This window comes from Paraburkholderia sp. JHI869 (assembly GCF_038900775.1).
Taxonomy (GTDB): Bacteria; Pseudomonadota; Gammaproteobacteria; order Burkholderiales; family Burkholderiaceae; genus Paraburkholderia.
The window spans coordinates 70,491-84,345 of record NZ_JAYMSC010000032.1 but is presented as its reverse complement, the minus strand read 5'-3'; the positions used below and the strand labels follow the sequence as shown (position 1 = coordinate 84,345).

The following is a 13,855-nucleotide window of genomic DNA, read 5'->3' as shown; positions in this document are numbered from 1 at the left end:
TAGTGGCTTGTAACGGGCTTCCAGCCCGCTTAGGAGAATTTCCATGCTCGGAATTAACAGCAACATCAACTCGCTCGTCGCGCAACAGAACCTGACCGGCTCGGGCAGCGCACTGTCGCAAGCGATCACCCGCCTGTCGTCGGGTAAGCGCATCAACAGCGCAGCTGACGATGCAGCAGGTCTCGCGATCTCGACGCGTATGCAGACGCAGATCAACGGTCTGTCGCAAGGCGTGTCGAACGCGAACGACGGCGTGTCGATGATTCAAACGGCGTCGAGCGCGCTGTCCTCGCTGACCAGCAGCCTGCAGCGTATCCGTACGCTGGCCGTGGAAGCTTCGACGGGCACGATGTCGTCGAGCGACCAGGCCGCTCTGCAGAAGGAAGTTGCACAGCAGATCCAGGAAGTGAACCGTATCGCGTCGCAAACGACGTACAACGGCACGAACATTCTGGACGGCTCGGCTGGCGTGGTGTCGTTCCAGGTCGGCGCGAACGTCGGTCAGACGATCAGCCTGAACCTGAGCCAGTCGATGTCGGCTAACAGCCTCGGCCAGGGTCTGCTGCAGACCGGCACGACGGTCGGCACGATCTCGGACCTGAGCCTCGACGCAGCGGGCGTGTACACGTCGTCGGGCGCAACGATCACCTCGGTCAACGTGGTTTCGGACGGCAACGGCGGCTTCACGTTCACGGACCAGAACGGTACGGCGATCACGAGCGGCGTCGCTAACGCGATTTTCAGTTCGGGTACGGCTACAGGCACCGGCACGGCGATCACCGGTCTGGCGCTCTCTTCGGGCGCAACGAGCACGGCGCAGGGCACCGCGATCACCAACGCGATCACCGCAGCGGTTTCGCAGATCAACGCCGTCAACGCCACGTCGACTGTCGCGAACCTCGACATCAGCTCGGTCCAGGGCGCAAACGTCGCGATGGTCTCGATCGACAACGCACTCGCAACCGTCAACAACCTGCAGGCAAACCTCGGCGCAGCGCAAAACCGCTTCACCGCGATCGCAACGTCGCAGCAAGCTGAGTCGACCGACCTGTCGTCGGCCCAGTCGCAAAAGACGGACGCAGACTTCGCGCAAGAAACGGCAAACCTGAGCAAGGCGCAAGTGCTGCAGCAAGCTGGTATCTCGGTGCTGGCACAAGCTAACTCGCAGCCGCAGCAAGTTCTGAAGCTCCTCCAGTAATCGCTTACGCGATGAACTGACCGGAAACCGCGTCGCGCGGCGCGGTTTCCGGATCGAAAGTACCCGGTGGGAGGCATGCCTCCCATCTTGCATTTGCAGTTCGACCACCTCACGGACTCACCGACGCACGGAGTATCCCGATGTCAACGATCACGTCTTCATCCGCCGCCAGCACAGCCGCAGCGACCGTCGCCGCAGATCAAGCAGCGCTTGCCTCAGCCGCCCAGTCGATCATCAGCGGTTCGACCGGCAATTCGTCGATGGATGTGAGCACGCTCGTGACCGCGCTGGTGAACGCCAAGACGGCGGGCCAGGTTGCCGCGCTGACCGCGGCGCAGTCCACTGATAACACTGAAATTTCCGCCTTTGGCGCGCTGTCGGCGGCGCTAAGCGCACTGCAATCGGGCCTCAATACGCTTTCCGACGGCACGCTGCAAACGACCTACAGCGCCACGATGGGCGGCACCGGCATCACGGCCACGGCCGGCGCGGGCGCCGTCGCGGGCAGCTACAGCATCAGCGTCTCGCAGGTCGCGCAGGCCCAGGCGCTTTCGTCAGCTGGCTTCACTTCGACCCAGCAGCTCGGCACGGGCACGCTCGCGGTTTCGCTCGGCAGCTCGTCCTTCAACGTGTCGATCGACAGCACCAACAACACGATCTCGGGTATCGCCGCGGCGATCAACGGCGCGAGCGGCAATCCGGGCGTCGTGGCCACCGTCGTGAACGGCTCCGACGGCGCCCACCTCGTGCTCAGCTCGTCGACCACGGGCGCCGCGAACACGATCAGCGTCGCCGTGAACAATCTCAGCGGCGACAACGGCCTGTCGGGCCTCGGCGTGACCTCCACCGCAAGCACGACCGGCGGCCAGTCGACCTTCACCTCGACGTCGACGAACGCCGCCTACGCGTGGTCACAGAGCACTGCAGCACAGGACGCCGCGTTCTCGGTCAACGGCATTGCCGCGACCAGTTCGACCAACTCAGTCACGACCGCGATTGCCGGCGTCACGCTCAGCCTGAGCCAGGCGGCGCTCAAGGGCGGCACGAGCGCCTCGAGCAGCACGAGCGGCAACGACACGCAGACGCTCACGATCGCGCCGAATACCACGGCGCAGGCGAGCGCGATCAACAACTTCGTGACGCTCTACAACACGCTCGTCACGACGATCGGCACGCTCACGGCGTACAGCTCCACGTCGTCTACCCAAGGCCCGCTGCTCGGCGACTCGACGCTGAACACGATCAACAATACGCTGGCCTCGATCGTCGCCAATGGCGTGCGCGGCCCGGCGGGCAGCACCTCGTCAGTGAACCTCGCCTCGATCGGCGTGACGCTGAACGCGGACGGCACGCTTTCCGTCGATAGCACCGCGCTCAACAGCGCGCTGACGAGCAGCCCTGCGACGGTCGCCAAGCTCTTCAACTCGACCAACGGCGTGGGCGAACAGCTCAATTCGAGCATCGCGACGTTCACGCAGACGGGCGGCATGATCGACTCGCGCACCAGCGCGCTGAACGCCGATCTGACGAGCATTGCCTCGCAGCAGACCAGCCTGAACGACTACATTGCGCAGCTCACCACGCAGTACAACGCGCAGTTCACGGCGCTCAACACGCTGATGGCGACGATGAACAGCAACCAGCAGTACCTCACGCAGCTCTTCGGCGGCACGAACAGCGCCGGCGCACTCGCCACCAACAAGAGCTAAGCGCAACGCGCACAGGAGAGACGGACATGGCGGACATCGAACAGACAGTCCTCGTCGACAGGATCGTCGCACTCACGGGCGATATCGAGCATGCCGCGGCGCTCGACGACTGGATCGAGGCGTCGCGCCTCGTCGAAGCCCGTTCGCCGTTTCTCATGTCGCTGAGCGCGCGGCAGTCGCCCGCCGCACTCGCGGCGCTGCGCTCGGTGATTGCGCGCGACGCCGCTGTCATGGCTAGCGCACAGCATTCGCAAGGCGCACTGCGCGTGGAATTCAACGCCGCCATGGGACGCTCGAAGGCCGTCGGCATGTATCACCAGACTGCGCGCCTGTAAGCCGCGCGCAAGCCTCGATCGGCCTCACCGAACAATAAAAAACTGCGCCAGACCGTGGCGCCCCTGTATCGCTCAAGCCCGCCTCGCGCGGGCTTTCTTTCGTCTGGAGCCAGCCGCGCCCCATCGCTCAAATTAGCAGTGGAATTGCCATTAGCTCCCCGCTTCGGGAAGGAGGGGCCGCGCCGATAATTTCCACGATTGCCCTATTGCGCGAAGACCATGAATCTCACCACGACCGAAGCCGATACGCTTGAACTCACACCCGAGCAGCAGCTCGAGCAGGACATCGCCCTGGTCATGAGCAGCGCGATCGAGCACCATCACAAGCAGGAATACGAGGACGCGAAAGCACTCTACGAAGCCATTCTGAGCGCGCTGCCCGCGCACGCCGACGCCAACTACAACCTGGCCGTCCTGCTGGTGCAGATCGAGCGCCCGAACGACGCGATCCCGTATTTCGAAACTGCTTTGGGCGCTAATCCGAACAACGGCAACTACTGGGTCAGCTACATCAACGCGCTCGCCAGGAGCGGCCAGTCGGCGGCGGCATGGGTTGCGATCGAGATCGCGCAAAAGCGTGGCTTCCGAGGCCCGGCCTTCGACGGTCTGATCGCACAATTGGCCACGCCCGACGAGACGGTGCCCACGGCCGCGAACCCGACCCCCTACGCCACGCCCGAGCAAATCGAAGTTACGGTAGAAAGCCAGGACGCGCCGTACACGGCGCAGCCTCAAGCTGCGCGCGTCAGCACGCGGCGAGCGAAGCCTCAGGAAATCCAGCAACACCTGACGCTGCAAAATCGCGATCGACACCAGGAAGCGCTGGCATTGGCGCGCAAGCTCGTTGCGCGCTATCCAGACGACGACCGTGCGTGGCGCGCACTGACCGCTTCGCTTCACCACTGTGGCCAATTCGCTGAGACCCTTGACGCGGCGCGCAAGGTGCTCGAATACGCGCCGCAGGAATTGCCGACGCGATCGGTGCTCGCCGACACGTTGCGCCTGTTTGGCCGTCACGCGGAAGCGGAAGTCGAGTGCCGTACGATGCTCGCATCGCAGCCGGACTATATGGAGGCGCGTCGCATTCTGGCATTGGCGCTGCAGGGACAGCGACGATTCACGGAGGCGCTCACGGAAAGCCGCCGCGCTGTCGAACTCGCCCCCAAAGTTTCGGCGCCGCACAGCACGCTCGGCTACATCCACATGGAACAGGGCGAGGTGCTGGAAGCCGAGCGGGAGTTTGCTGCGGCGCTTGAGCTCGAACCCAACGACGACGTCACACACAGCAACTTGCTGTTCTGCCTGGCTCACAACGACAACATCGGACCGGTCGAATTTCGCGAGGCACATCGTGAATTCGGAAAGCGTCACGAGGCGCGCGCGCGCAGCATCATCAAGCACCACGCGAATCACCGCGATCCGCATCGCAAGCTGCAGGTGGGCTTCGTCTCCGGCGACCTCCTCAATCACGCCGTGTCGTCGTATGCGCTGCCGGTGATCGAGCAGATCGCGAACGATCCAGGCATCGCGATGCAGTTCTATTACACACACACGGTATCGGATCAAACCACAGAGAAGATGCGCCGCCACGCCGCGCAATGGCACGAAGTCGCCGGCCTCGACAACGACTCTCTCGTCGAGAAAATTCGTCGCGACCGCATCGATATCCTTATCGATCTGTCGGGGCACACCGGCCGCAACCGACTCGTTGCGCTCACGCGCAAGCCCGCACCTGTGCAGGCGTCGTGGATCGGCTATCCGGCGACGACCGGTCTCGAGGCAATGGACTATCTGATTTCGGACCGCCATCTCACACCGCCGGGCTTGTTAGACGAGCAGTTCGTTGAAAAGCTCGCGCTTCTGCCCGCCATTGCGCCGTTCCAGCCTCCGCACAACTGCCCGCCAGTCAACGGCTTGCCAGCACTGCACAACGGCCACACCACGTATGGGAGCTTCAACCGCGTCAACAAGCTGCGGCCCGACGTCATCGCCCTGTGGGCGCGCGTTCTGCGCGCGGATCCCACCTCGCGCATGGTGTTGGGCGGGATGGCCCCCACGCGCGACCAGGAGATTCTCACCGCATGGTTCGAGGCAGAAGGCATCGACGCCTCGCGCCTCACGTTCCGGCCGCGCACGAGCATTGCGGTTTACTTGCAACAGCATCACCAGGTCGATCTCTGTCTCGACACGTTCCCGTACACCGGCTCAACCACGACGCTCAATTCGCTCTGGATGGGTGTGCCGACAGTCACGCTGCCCGGCAAGACGATGGCGGGCCGCGGCAGTGTGTGCTGGCTGCAGCACGTGGGCCTCGAGGAATACATCGCGCACGACGCCGACGATTTCGTCGAACGCGCAATTGCGCTCGCGCAGGACACGAAACGCCTGCAACAAGTGCGCACAGACCTGCGCGATCGCTGCAAGCAATCGGCTGCATTCCAGCCGGCGATGGTGGCAGCTGGCCTGTCGGTCGCGCTGCGCACGATGTGGCAACGCTGGTGCGCGGGCGATGCGCCCGTTTCATTCCACGCGACGCTGCCCGAAGGCTGGCGCGCGCCGGCTGGCGCCGACAACGCAGCCTGATATCTTCTGAGCGGAACCCAGACATCATGAACGCTAGCATTACCGCCGAAGCCGTCGCCGCGCTGCGGCAAGAACGCATCTACGTTACCCAGCCGTATCTGCCGCCGCTGGAAGAATTCCTGCCGTATTTGCAGCAAATCTGGGACAGCAAGACGCTCACCAATGGCGGCCCGTTCCATCAGCAACTCGAACGCGCGCTCTGCGAGTATCTCGGCGTGCAGCATCTCGCGCTGTTTGCCAACGGCACGCTCGCGCTCGTGACGGCGCTGCAGGCGCTGCGCGTGAGCGGCGAAGTCATCACGACGCCCTATTCGTTCGTCGCGACCGCACATTCGTTGCTGTGGAACGGCATCAAACCGGTGTTCGTCGACGTCGAGCCGCACACGCTCAATCTCGACCCGGCGAAAATCGAGGCCGCCATTACGCCGCACACAACGGCGATCATGCCGGTGCACTGCTACGGCAATCCGTGCGATGTGGAAGCGATCCAGAAGATCGCCGACAACTACAACTTGCGCGTGATCTACGACGCCGCACACGCATTCGGCGTGCAGACTCAAACCGGCAGCGTCCTCGCACACGGCGATCTCTCAGTGCTCAGCTTCCACGCGACGAAGGTGTTCAACACGTTCGAAGGCGGCGCGATCATTTGCCCGGACGCCAAGACCAAGCAGCGCATCGATCACCTCAAGAATTTCGGCTTCGTGGATGAGGTCACTGTGGTCGCGCCGGGCATCAACGGCAAGATGAGCGAGATCAACGCCGCTTTCGGCATGCTGCAACTGCAGCACATCGACAAGGCACTCGCGCGACGCGCCGAAATCGACGCGCGCTATCGCGCGCTGCTGGCCGACGTACCCGGCATTCGCTGCCTGCCGCGCGGCAGCCAGACGGTCGCGAATCACTCGTATTTTCCAGTGCTCGTCGAAAGTGATTTCCCGCTCACGCGCGATGAGCTCTATCAGAAGTTCCGCGAACACGACATCTACGCGCGGCGCTACTTCCATCCACTGATTTCGGATTTCCCCATGTATCGCGGCCTGCCTTCCGCGAATCGCGAGCACCTGCCGGTGGCTGCCGATGCATCCTCGAAGGTGTTGTGTCTGCCGATTTTCCCGGCACTCGACGACGGATCCGTCGATCGCATTGTCGATCTGATCAAGCGCGAGGTTCGCGCAGCGGTGGCGCTGGTCGCTGCCTGAGCAACCTGTGGCGCGCGTGATGCCGCTCTGAACGCTCGCCCTGAACGCTCTTAGAGATAACGCTCTCCGGCCTGCCGTGTCCGCACGGCCCGCGCTGGCGAGCCATAAGCGACCACGTAAGACTCGACGTCGCCGAGCACGAGCGCACCCGCTCCGACGACGGTGTGTTCGCCTATCGTCACGCGATGCCGTAGCACCGCACCGATGCTCACCGCGGCGAAGCGGCCGATCCTGCAATGGCCGCCGGTAGCCACTCGTGGCGCGAGGCTCGCGAAATCTTCCATCACCGAATCGTGATCGAGCGACGCATTGGTGTTCACGATGCAGCCCGCGCCGATCCGGCAGCCCGGATTCACTATCGCACCGGCCATGACGACGGTGCCCGGCCCGATCGTCGTGTCCTTGCCAATTGCCGCATGTGGATGGATCGCACTCACCAGCGGCAATTGCGGGACGTCGCGCGCCAGATCGGCCACGACTCGCGCCCTCACATGGTTATCGCCGATCGCTACGATCACGCCTTCTACGGCTCGCGCTTGAATCAGGCTCGGTAGATCCGCTTCGGCGCCGAGTACAGCGTAGCCGAGCGTCTCCTCGCCGACGGCGCGAAAACCGTCGATCAAACCGGCGATCTGGTATTCCCCGGCCTTTTCGACGATATCGATTACGACTTTCGCGTGGCCGGACGATCCAACGAGAACAATGTTCTTCACTAGCTTCCTTGTGGGTCGAGGTTTTTTGCTCACTCTGGCTTAGGCGCTGATCACCAGTATGCCTCGCGCAGTCCCCGGCGAGACTGTGTCTGGACGCCGTCGTCTTCCTGATGCTGGTGGCGCATCGCATACGCTAATTGCGGTGGTAGTCCAACCCCTAGCCCCATGCCAGATCGCCTGCGCGACTCGTGCGCTTTCGCCTTTCGGAAAAGGTGCGCGTAGCCTTGGTCGAACTCGCATCGTGGGACATGCCGCGCAACCGGTCGCGAAGGGTACGAGGCCGATACGCTGACGCGCGGGACAACGCACCATGGCGGCACTGCGTTCGGCGATGCGCGTTACACGAGATGCCACCGCGTTGCGCCTGGTAAGACGCAGCGATGCGAAACGGGAAAACGAAGGGAACGCGACCTGTGACGTCGGCGAAAGTCAGGAAATTTTGGCGCGCCCGGCTGGGATCGAACCAGCAACCCCTGCCTTCGGAGGGCAGTACTCTATCCATTGAGCTACGGGCGCGTTGACTTGCTGGCGCCGCCGTCTGACCGAAGAAAACGGAAAAGGCAGCGCCGAAGAGAGACCGAGAGAATAACTGGTTTCGGTTAAACCGTCCACCGCGTGGGCTGCCCGCCGATTATTCGGGGTCACATTGCATCGCGGCGCGCCGCGCGCCGCCGCCCGCCCTCGCGATGCGGGTAAACGCCCGCTGAACTCCGTCCGCACACGCCCACCAGCCGGAAAACCTTCCGTCTATAATCGTCGGTGTTTGATCCGCCGCATGGCCATTGCCGTCCTGCTGTACCGCTCACCATAAAACCAACGGGAGTCGAGACAAGCATGAGCGAAGCACCCCACGGAGCCCCGATCAAAACGCCCGGCCAGCTGATCGCCGCTGTCATTGCCGCGTTTGCCATCCCCATCGTCATCATCATTCTGCTCGTTCAATACGTCGACAACACGACGCGCACCGGCGCGGGCACCGACGAGCTAGCCACGGTCACCGCGCGCATCGCGCCCGTCGCGCAGGTCAATGTGCGCGACGCCAACGCGCCGCGTGTCTACAAGACCGGCGAGCAGGTCTTTCAGGCCGTCTGCTCGGCGTGTCACGCCTCAGGCGCCGCCGGCGCGCCCAAGTTCGGCAACTCGGGCGACTGGGCGCCACGCATCGCGCAGGGCTTCGACACGCTCTGGAAAACGGCGCTCTCCGGCAAGGGCGCGATGCCTGCGCGCGGCGGCACGAGCCCGGACGACTACAGCGATTACGAAATCGGCCTCGCCGTCGCCTATATGGCGAACCACGCCGGCGCGAACTTCCAGGATCCGCCCAAGCCCGCACCGGGCGCGGCCAACGCGGCCACTGCCGCTTCGGGCGCGGCGGCCGCTGCACCGGCATCGGAGGCATCGGGCGCCGATGCGAACGCCGCCCAGGCGCAAGCCGCCGCGGCGGCGATCGCGGCCATTCCGCAGGCATCGTCTGCTCCCGCCGCAGGTGGCGGCTCGCAAAGCGCCGACGCCTCGCAGGCGGGCAAGGCGCTCTATCAGCAGGTTTGCCAGGCGTGTCACGCCGCGGGCGTGCTGGGCGCGCCGAAGTTCGGCAACAAGGCCGACTGGGCGCCGCGCCTGAAGGAACCGATGGACACCGTCTACAACTACGCGCTGCACGGCAAGGGCCAGATGCCTCCGAAGGGTGGTTCGACCGCCTCGGACGCGGACGTGAAGGCCGCCGTCGATTACATGGTCAGCGCGGCGAAGTAGGCGAGTCACACGCGCCAGCGTGCGTAACGATCCCCGCCCGTAGCGATGCGGCGCGGGGATTTTTTTCGCAGGTGCCTACGCCGTTGCGTGTCAGCGCAAGGGATGCGCGAATTCGCGGGCAAACGCGAACGAACCGGAAGCGTCGTCGGCGAGCGCGCCGTAACATGCGGCCAGATCGTCGGGGGCGAGCCACGGATAGCGCAAGTCTTCCTGCAAACGCTCGAGCCGCGCACCGTCCGGGTCGTCGATCACGTCCATTCGGGCAATGTGAATGTGGAATGCGCTAACGCGCGGCGCGATGTCGTTCGTGTCGAACGTCCAGCGGTAGGTGCCGTGGCCGATGCGCAGCGCGCCCGCCGCGTCCTCGCGCATCACGACGAGCCAGGGCAGCGCGTCGATCGTGCGCTCGCGTACGACGAGCGCATCGGGTTCGCAGAGGTAGTACGTGCGACAGCGCGAATAGCGCTCAGCGAACTCGCTGACCAGCGTCTTTGCGATCGCCTCTGCACCGACGCTCCGTGCCGGGAACGCGATGTTTTGCGTTGCCAGCGAGAACGTCAGCACGGCATCGGGCGCAAACGCTTCGTGTATACGCTCGGGCCTCGTGTTGTCCTTCGCGTCGATATAGGTTTCGAGCGCGCGGCGGTAATGCGGGAGTCTTGGGTCTTCCATTGGCGGCAGCGTGCAGGACAGGGCCGTCCACTCTACTGCCGCGCGCGTCTCAACAAAGCAAACACCCGCCGCACGCCAAGGTCATCAACCCTTCTGCAACAACGCCTTCAAACTCGCCAACCTGTCCTTCGGCGTCATCGGCGCTTCTTCGGCCGTAGGCGGCGGCGCATCGTCCAGGCCCATTTCCGGAATGAAGCGCGACGCCTCGCACACCACCGTCTCGCGAGCCCGCTTGCGCTTCTTGCACCAGTTCAGATGCAGGCTGCGCTGCGCACGCGTGATCGCCACGTACATGAGGCGGCGCTCTTCCTCGATGCGCCCTTCGTCGATCACGTCGTCTTCCGAGCCGCCGCGGTGCGGCATGATCCCCTCTTCCACGCCCACCAGGAACACGTGCGGGTACTCCAGGCCCTTCGACGCATGCACAGTCGAAAGCCGCACGGCGTCCGGGTCCTCTTCCTTGCCCTCGAGCATCGACATCAGCGCGACGGTCTGAATGAGGCCCATGAGGTTCTTGCCGGTGTCGGCGAGTCCGTCGGCGTTGTCATAGCCCGTGGCTTCGCTGTCTTCGCCGATCTCCTGCTCGGGCTTCGTGCCCTTGCGCTTGAGCCACTCCAGGAATTCGAGCACGTTCTGCCACTTCGACTGCGCCTGGCGCTCGTCGAAGGCGTCGTAGAGATACGCCTCGTAGTGAATCGCGTCCATGAGGTCGTCGAGCACGACCGTCGCCGGGTCCTTCTGCGCGCGCTCGGCGAGGCGCTGCATGAAGTCGCAGAACACGCGCATCGGCTCAACCTGGCGCGCCGACAGCCGCGCTTCGATGCCGCCCATGTACACGGCCTCGAACAGCGAAACCTTCGCCTGCCCCGCGAACGAGCCGAGCGCTTCGAGCGTCGTGTTGCCCACGCCACGGCGCGGCGTGGTGATCGCGCGGATGAACGCGGGATCGTCGTCGTGATTGGCGATCAGGCGCAGGTAAGCGCAGATGTCCTTGATCTCGGCCTTGTCGAAGAACGACTGGCCACCCGAGAGCACGTACGGAATGCGTTCGCGGCGCAGCACCTGTTCGAAGATGCGCGCCTGAAAGTTGCCGCGATACAAAATCGCGTAATCGCGAAACTGCGCGCGGCGCTCGAACTTGTGCGCCGAAAGCCGGAACACCACCGACTCGGCCTCGTGCTCTTCGTCGTTGCAGGGCGTGACGGTGATCGTGTCGCCCATGCCGTGCTCGGACCAAAGCTTCTTTTCGAACAGCTTCGGATTGTTCGCGATGACGTTGTTCGCCGCCGTGAGAATGCGCACCGTCGAACGGTAGTTCTGCTCCAGCTTGATGACGTGCAGCTTCGGAAAGTCCTTGCCAAGCTGCGCCAGGTTTTCGAGCGTGGCGCCGCGCCAGCCGTAGATGGCCTGGTCGTCGTCGCCCACGGCCGTAAACGCCGCGCGCGGGCCCGCCAGAAGCTTAAGCAGCTCGTACTGGCAGGCGTTGGTGTCCTGGTACTCGTCGACCAGCAAGTAGCGCAGCTTGTTCTGCCAGCGATCGCGCACCTGCTCGTTCTTCGCGAACAGCTCCGCAGGCAGGCGGATCAAGTCGTCGAAGTCCACCGCCTGATAGGCATGCAACGTCGCCATGTAATTGCGGTAGACGATAGCCGCCTGATGCTCGTCCTCGTTCGAGGCCGTGGCCAGCGCCTGCTCGGGCATCACGAGGCCGTTCTTCCACAGCGAAACGATCGACTGGATCTTGCGGATGAAGCCTTTGTCCGTCGAGCCCACCTGCTCCTGGATCATGGCGAAGCAGTCGTCGGCGTCCATGATCGAGAACTGGGGCTTGAGGCCCAGGTGTTCCGCTTCCTGGCGCAGGATCTGTACGCCGAGCGAGTGGAACGTGCAGACCGTCAGCTGGTTGGTCGGCACCTTGCGGCCTTCCTTGCCGGGCGTGGTGAGCGTCTTGCCTTCGAGCAGCTTGCTCACACGCTCGCGCATTTCGGCGGCGGCCTTGTTGGTGAAGGTGACGGCGGCGATATGGCGCGGCTCGAAGCCTTTCGCTTCGATGAGGTGCGCGATCTTTTGCGTGATGACGCGCGTCTTGCCGCTGCCCGCGCCGGCGAGCACGAGACAGGGACCGTCGAGGTAGCGCACCGCTTCGCTTTGGGCGGAATTGAGGCCTGCGGACATCGTTGCTGGATTGGAAAACGGGTGGTACGGCTGGGAGGTGTGCGGGCGGGGCGCCAGGCCATTCGTGACACCGCACGGCGCGAGACGTGCGAACTTCGCAGCGGCCTCTCACGCGGGAGGTGCGATGTTAACACGTTGCGGCGATGCGCCGATGCCACCCCCGATGTTGGGTCTTTCGTTGCGTCTTTCGTTGCGCCTCTTGTTCCCTCGGTTCGCCACTCATCCGTCCCTCGCCCCGGTTCGCACGTCCTGCTCGCCGTGCCACAATGACGGGCTCCCGCCACCCGCAATCGCTGGAAAGAGGAAGCGCTAAATGACTGCACCCCTGCAAATCGGCCTGATGGGCTACGGCTTCGCCGGCCAAACCTTCCACGCACCCGTGATCGCGCATAGCGGCGCCGCGCAGCTCGCGGCCATCGCGACGAGCCAGGGCGAGCGCGCCCAGGCCGACTTTCCCGACGCCGCGATCGTCCCCGACCTCGACGCGCTGCTCTCGATCGACGCCATCGAATGCGTCGTGATCGCCACGCCCAACGACACGCACTACGACCTCGCGCGCCGCACGCTGGAACGCGGCAAGCATGTGCTCGTCGACAAGCCGGTCACGCTCACTTCCGAGGAAGCACGCACGCTCGCGTCCATCGCGAAGCAACGCGGCCTCGTGTTCGCGCCGTTCCATAACCGCCGCTGGGACGGCGATTTCCTCACCGTGCGCGAGCTGATCGCGGGCGGCGAGCTCGGGCGCGTCACGCACTACGAATCGCACTTCGACCGCTTCCGCCCGCAAGTGAAGCAGCGCTGGCGCGAAGACGCGACGCGCGGCGGCGGCCTGCTCTACGATCTCGGGCCGCATCTGATCGATCAGACGCTCGCGCTCTTCGGTGCGCCCGAGTCGATCACCGCGTTCGTCCACACGCGCCGCGAAAACGCGAGCGCCCCGGACTACGCGCACCTCGTGCTGCGCTACCCGACTCACGACGCCGTGCTGCACGCCAGCGCGCTCGCCGCGTACGCACCGCGTTTCGCGATTCATGGCACGCGCGGCAGCTATCTGAAGAACGGGCTCGACACCCAGGAAGACCAGCTCAAGGACGGCCTGCGCCCGGGCCAACCCGGCTTCGGTGCGGGCAACGAGGCGGGCCGCCTGCACGTGCTGCGCGACGACGGCCAGGAAGCCGACCTCGAAGTGCCCAACGCCGCGGGCAACTACGCCGATCTGTACCGCGCGCTCGCCGCGGCGATCCGCGAAGGCAAGGCGTTCCCGGTGAGCCCGCAGGACGCCATCGACGTCATGACGCTCATCGAACTCGCCATGCAAAGCGCGAAGGACGGCCGCACGCTGGCGTTCGTGCGCCAGTCCTGATCGCGCCGGCACGCGCTTTCGGTTGCGGCGTCGACCTTGCATTCCGCCGACGCCGCTGAAAGTTCCGAACAATTGGTTACATCTGGCTGCCGCGGCGGGGTCATCACGCGGCAATAGCCAGACGTTTGTGGACATGCAGGACAAAAAAAGCAG

At 64.5% G+C, this 13,855-nt stretch carries 10 protein-coding genes, 1 tRNA gene and 1 pseudogene; 8 read left to right on the top strand and 4 right to left on the bottom strand.

The genetic code is table 11. From position 1 onward, the window contains the following. Positions 1 to 43 precede the first annotated feature (43 nt). From VSR72_RS35710 to vioA, 5 genes are all read left to right on the top strand, one after another. On the top strand, positions 44 to 1,198 hold the full coding sequence (locus VSR72_RS35710; protein WP_342956943.1) for a flagellin: 1,155 nt from the start codon (positions 44 to 46) through the stop codon (positions 1,196 to 1,198). A 140-nt stretch (positions 1,199 to 1,338) separates the two neighbouring features. After that, positions 1,339 to 2,907, top strand: coding sequence for a flagellar filament capping protein FliD (gene fliD, locus VSR72_RS35705; protein WP_342956942.1), 1,569 nt, complete (start codon positions 1,339 to 1,341; stop codon positions 2,905 to 2,907). 26 nt (positions 2,908 to 2,933) lie between these two features. Next, positions 2,934 to 3,242, top strand: coding sequence for a flagellar protein FliT (fliT, locus tag VSR72_RS35700; RefSeq protein ID WP_342956941.1), 309 nt, complete (start codon positions 2,934 to 2,936; stop codon positions 3,240 to 3,242). A gap of 219 nt (positions 3,243 to 3,461) precedes the next feature. Continuing rightward, a complete protein-coding gene (locus tag VSR72_RS35695) occupies positions 3,462 to 5,825 on the top strand; it encodes a tetratricopeptide repeat protein (RefSeq protein ID WP_342956940.1) in 2,364 nt (787 codons plus the stop codon). 26 nt (positions 5,826 to 5,851) lie between these two features. Then, a complete protein-coding gene (gene vioA / locus VSR72_RS35690) occupies positions 5,852 to 7,027 on the top strand; it encodes a dTDP-4-amino-4,6-dideoxy-D-glucose aminotransferase VioA (protein WP_342956939.1) in 1,176 nt (391 codons plus the stop codon). A gap of 50 nt (positions 7,028 to 7,077) precedes the next feature. On the opposite strand, the gene VSR72_RS35685 is transcribed toward vioA, so the two are convergent. Then, a complete protein-coding gene (locus VSR72_RS35685; RefSeq protein WP_342956938.1) occupies positions 7,078 to 7,740 on the bottom strand; it encodes an acetyltransferase in 663 nt (220 codons plus the stop codon). Positions 7,741 to 7,904: 164 nt separating this feature from the next. Between VSR72_RS35685 and VSR72_RS35680 the strand changes: the two are divergent. After that, a pseudogene (locus tag VSR72_RS35680) lies at positions 7,905 to 7,994 on the top strand (acetyltransferase); the annotation flags it as partial. A gap of 186 nt (positions 7,995 to 8,180) precedes the next feature. On the opposite strand, the gene VSR72_RS35675 reads toward VSR72_RS35680, so the two are convergent. Continuing rightward, positions 8,181 to 8,256: transfer RNA gene (locus tag VSR72_RS35675), tRNA-Arg, on the bottom strand. A 318-nt stretch (positions 8,257 to 8,574) separates the two neighbouring features. Between VSR72_RS35675 and VSR72_RS35670 the strand changes: the two genes are divergently transcribed. Beyond that, positions 8,575 to 9,492, top strand: a complete 918-nt coding sequence (locus VSR72_RS35670; RefSeq protein ID WP_342956937.1) for a c-type cytochrome — start codon at positions 8,575 to 8,577, stop codon at positions 9,490 to 9,492. 90 nt (positions 9,493 to 9,582) lie between these two features. Here VSR72_RS35670 and VSR72_RS35665 read toward each other — a convergent pair whose 3' ends face one another. Both VSR72_RS35665 and VSR72_RS35660 read right to left on the bottom strand, forming a co-directional pair. After that, the gene (locus VSR72_RS35665) at positions 9,583 to 10,164 is read right to left on the bottom strand and encodes a hypothetical protein (RefSeq protein WP_342956936.1); all 582 of its coding nucleotides are present in this window, start codon (positions 10,162 to 10,164) and stop codon (positions 9,583 to 9,585) included. An 84-nt stretch (positions 10,165 to 10,248) separates the two neighbouring features. Beyond that, positions 10,249 to 12,339, bottom strand: a complete 2,091-nt coding sequence (locus VSR72_RS35660) for a UvrD-helicase domain-containing protein (protein WP_342956935.1) — start codon at positions 12,337 to 12,339, stop codon at positions 10,249 to 10,251. Between the two features lie 313 nt (positions 12,340 to 12,652). Here VSR72_RS35660 and VSR72_RS35655 point away from each other — a divergent pair, with 313 nt between their 5' ends. Then, positions 12,653 to 13,702: an oxidoreductase gene (locus tag VSR72_RS35655; protein WP_342956934.1), complete on the top strand. Its 1,050-nt coding sequence runs from the start codon at positions 12,653 to 12,655 to the stop codon at positions 13,700 to 13,702. Positions 13,703 to 13,855: the final 153 nt, after the last annotated feature.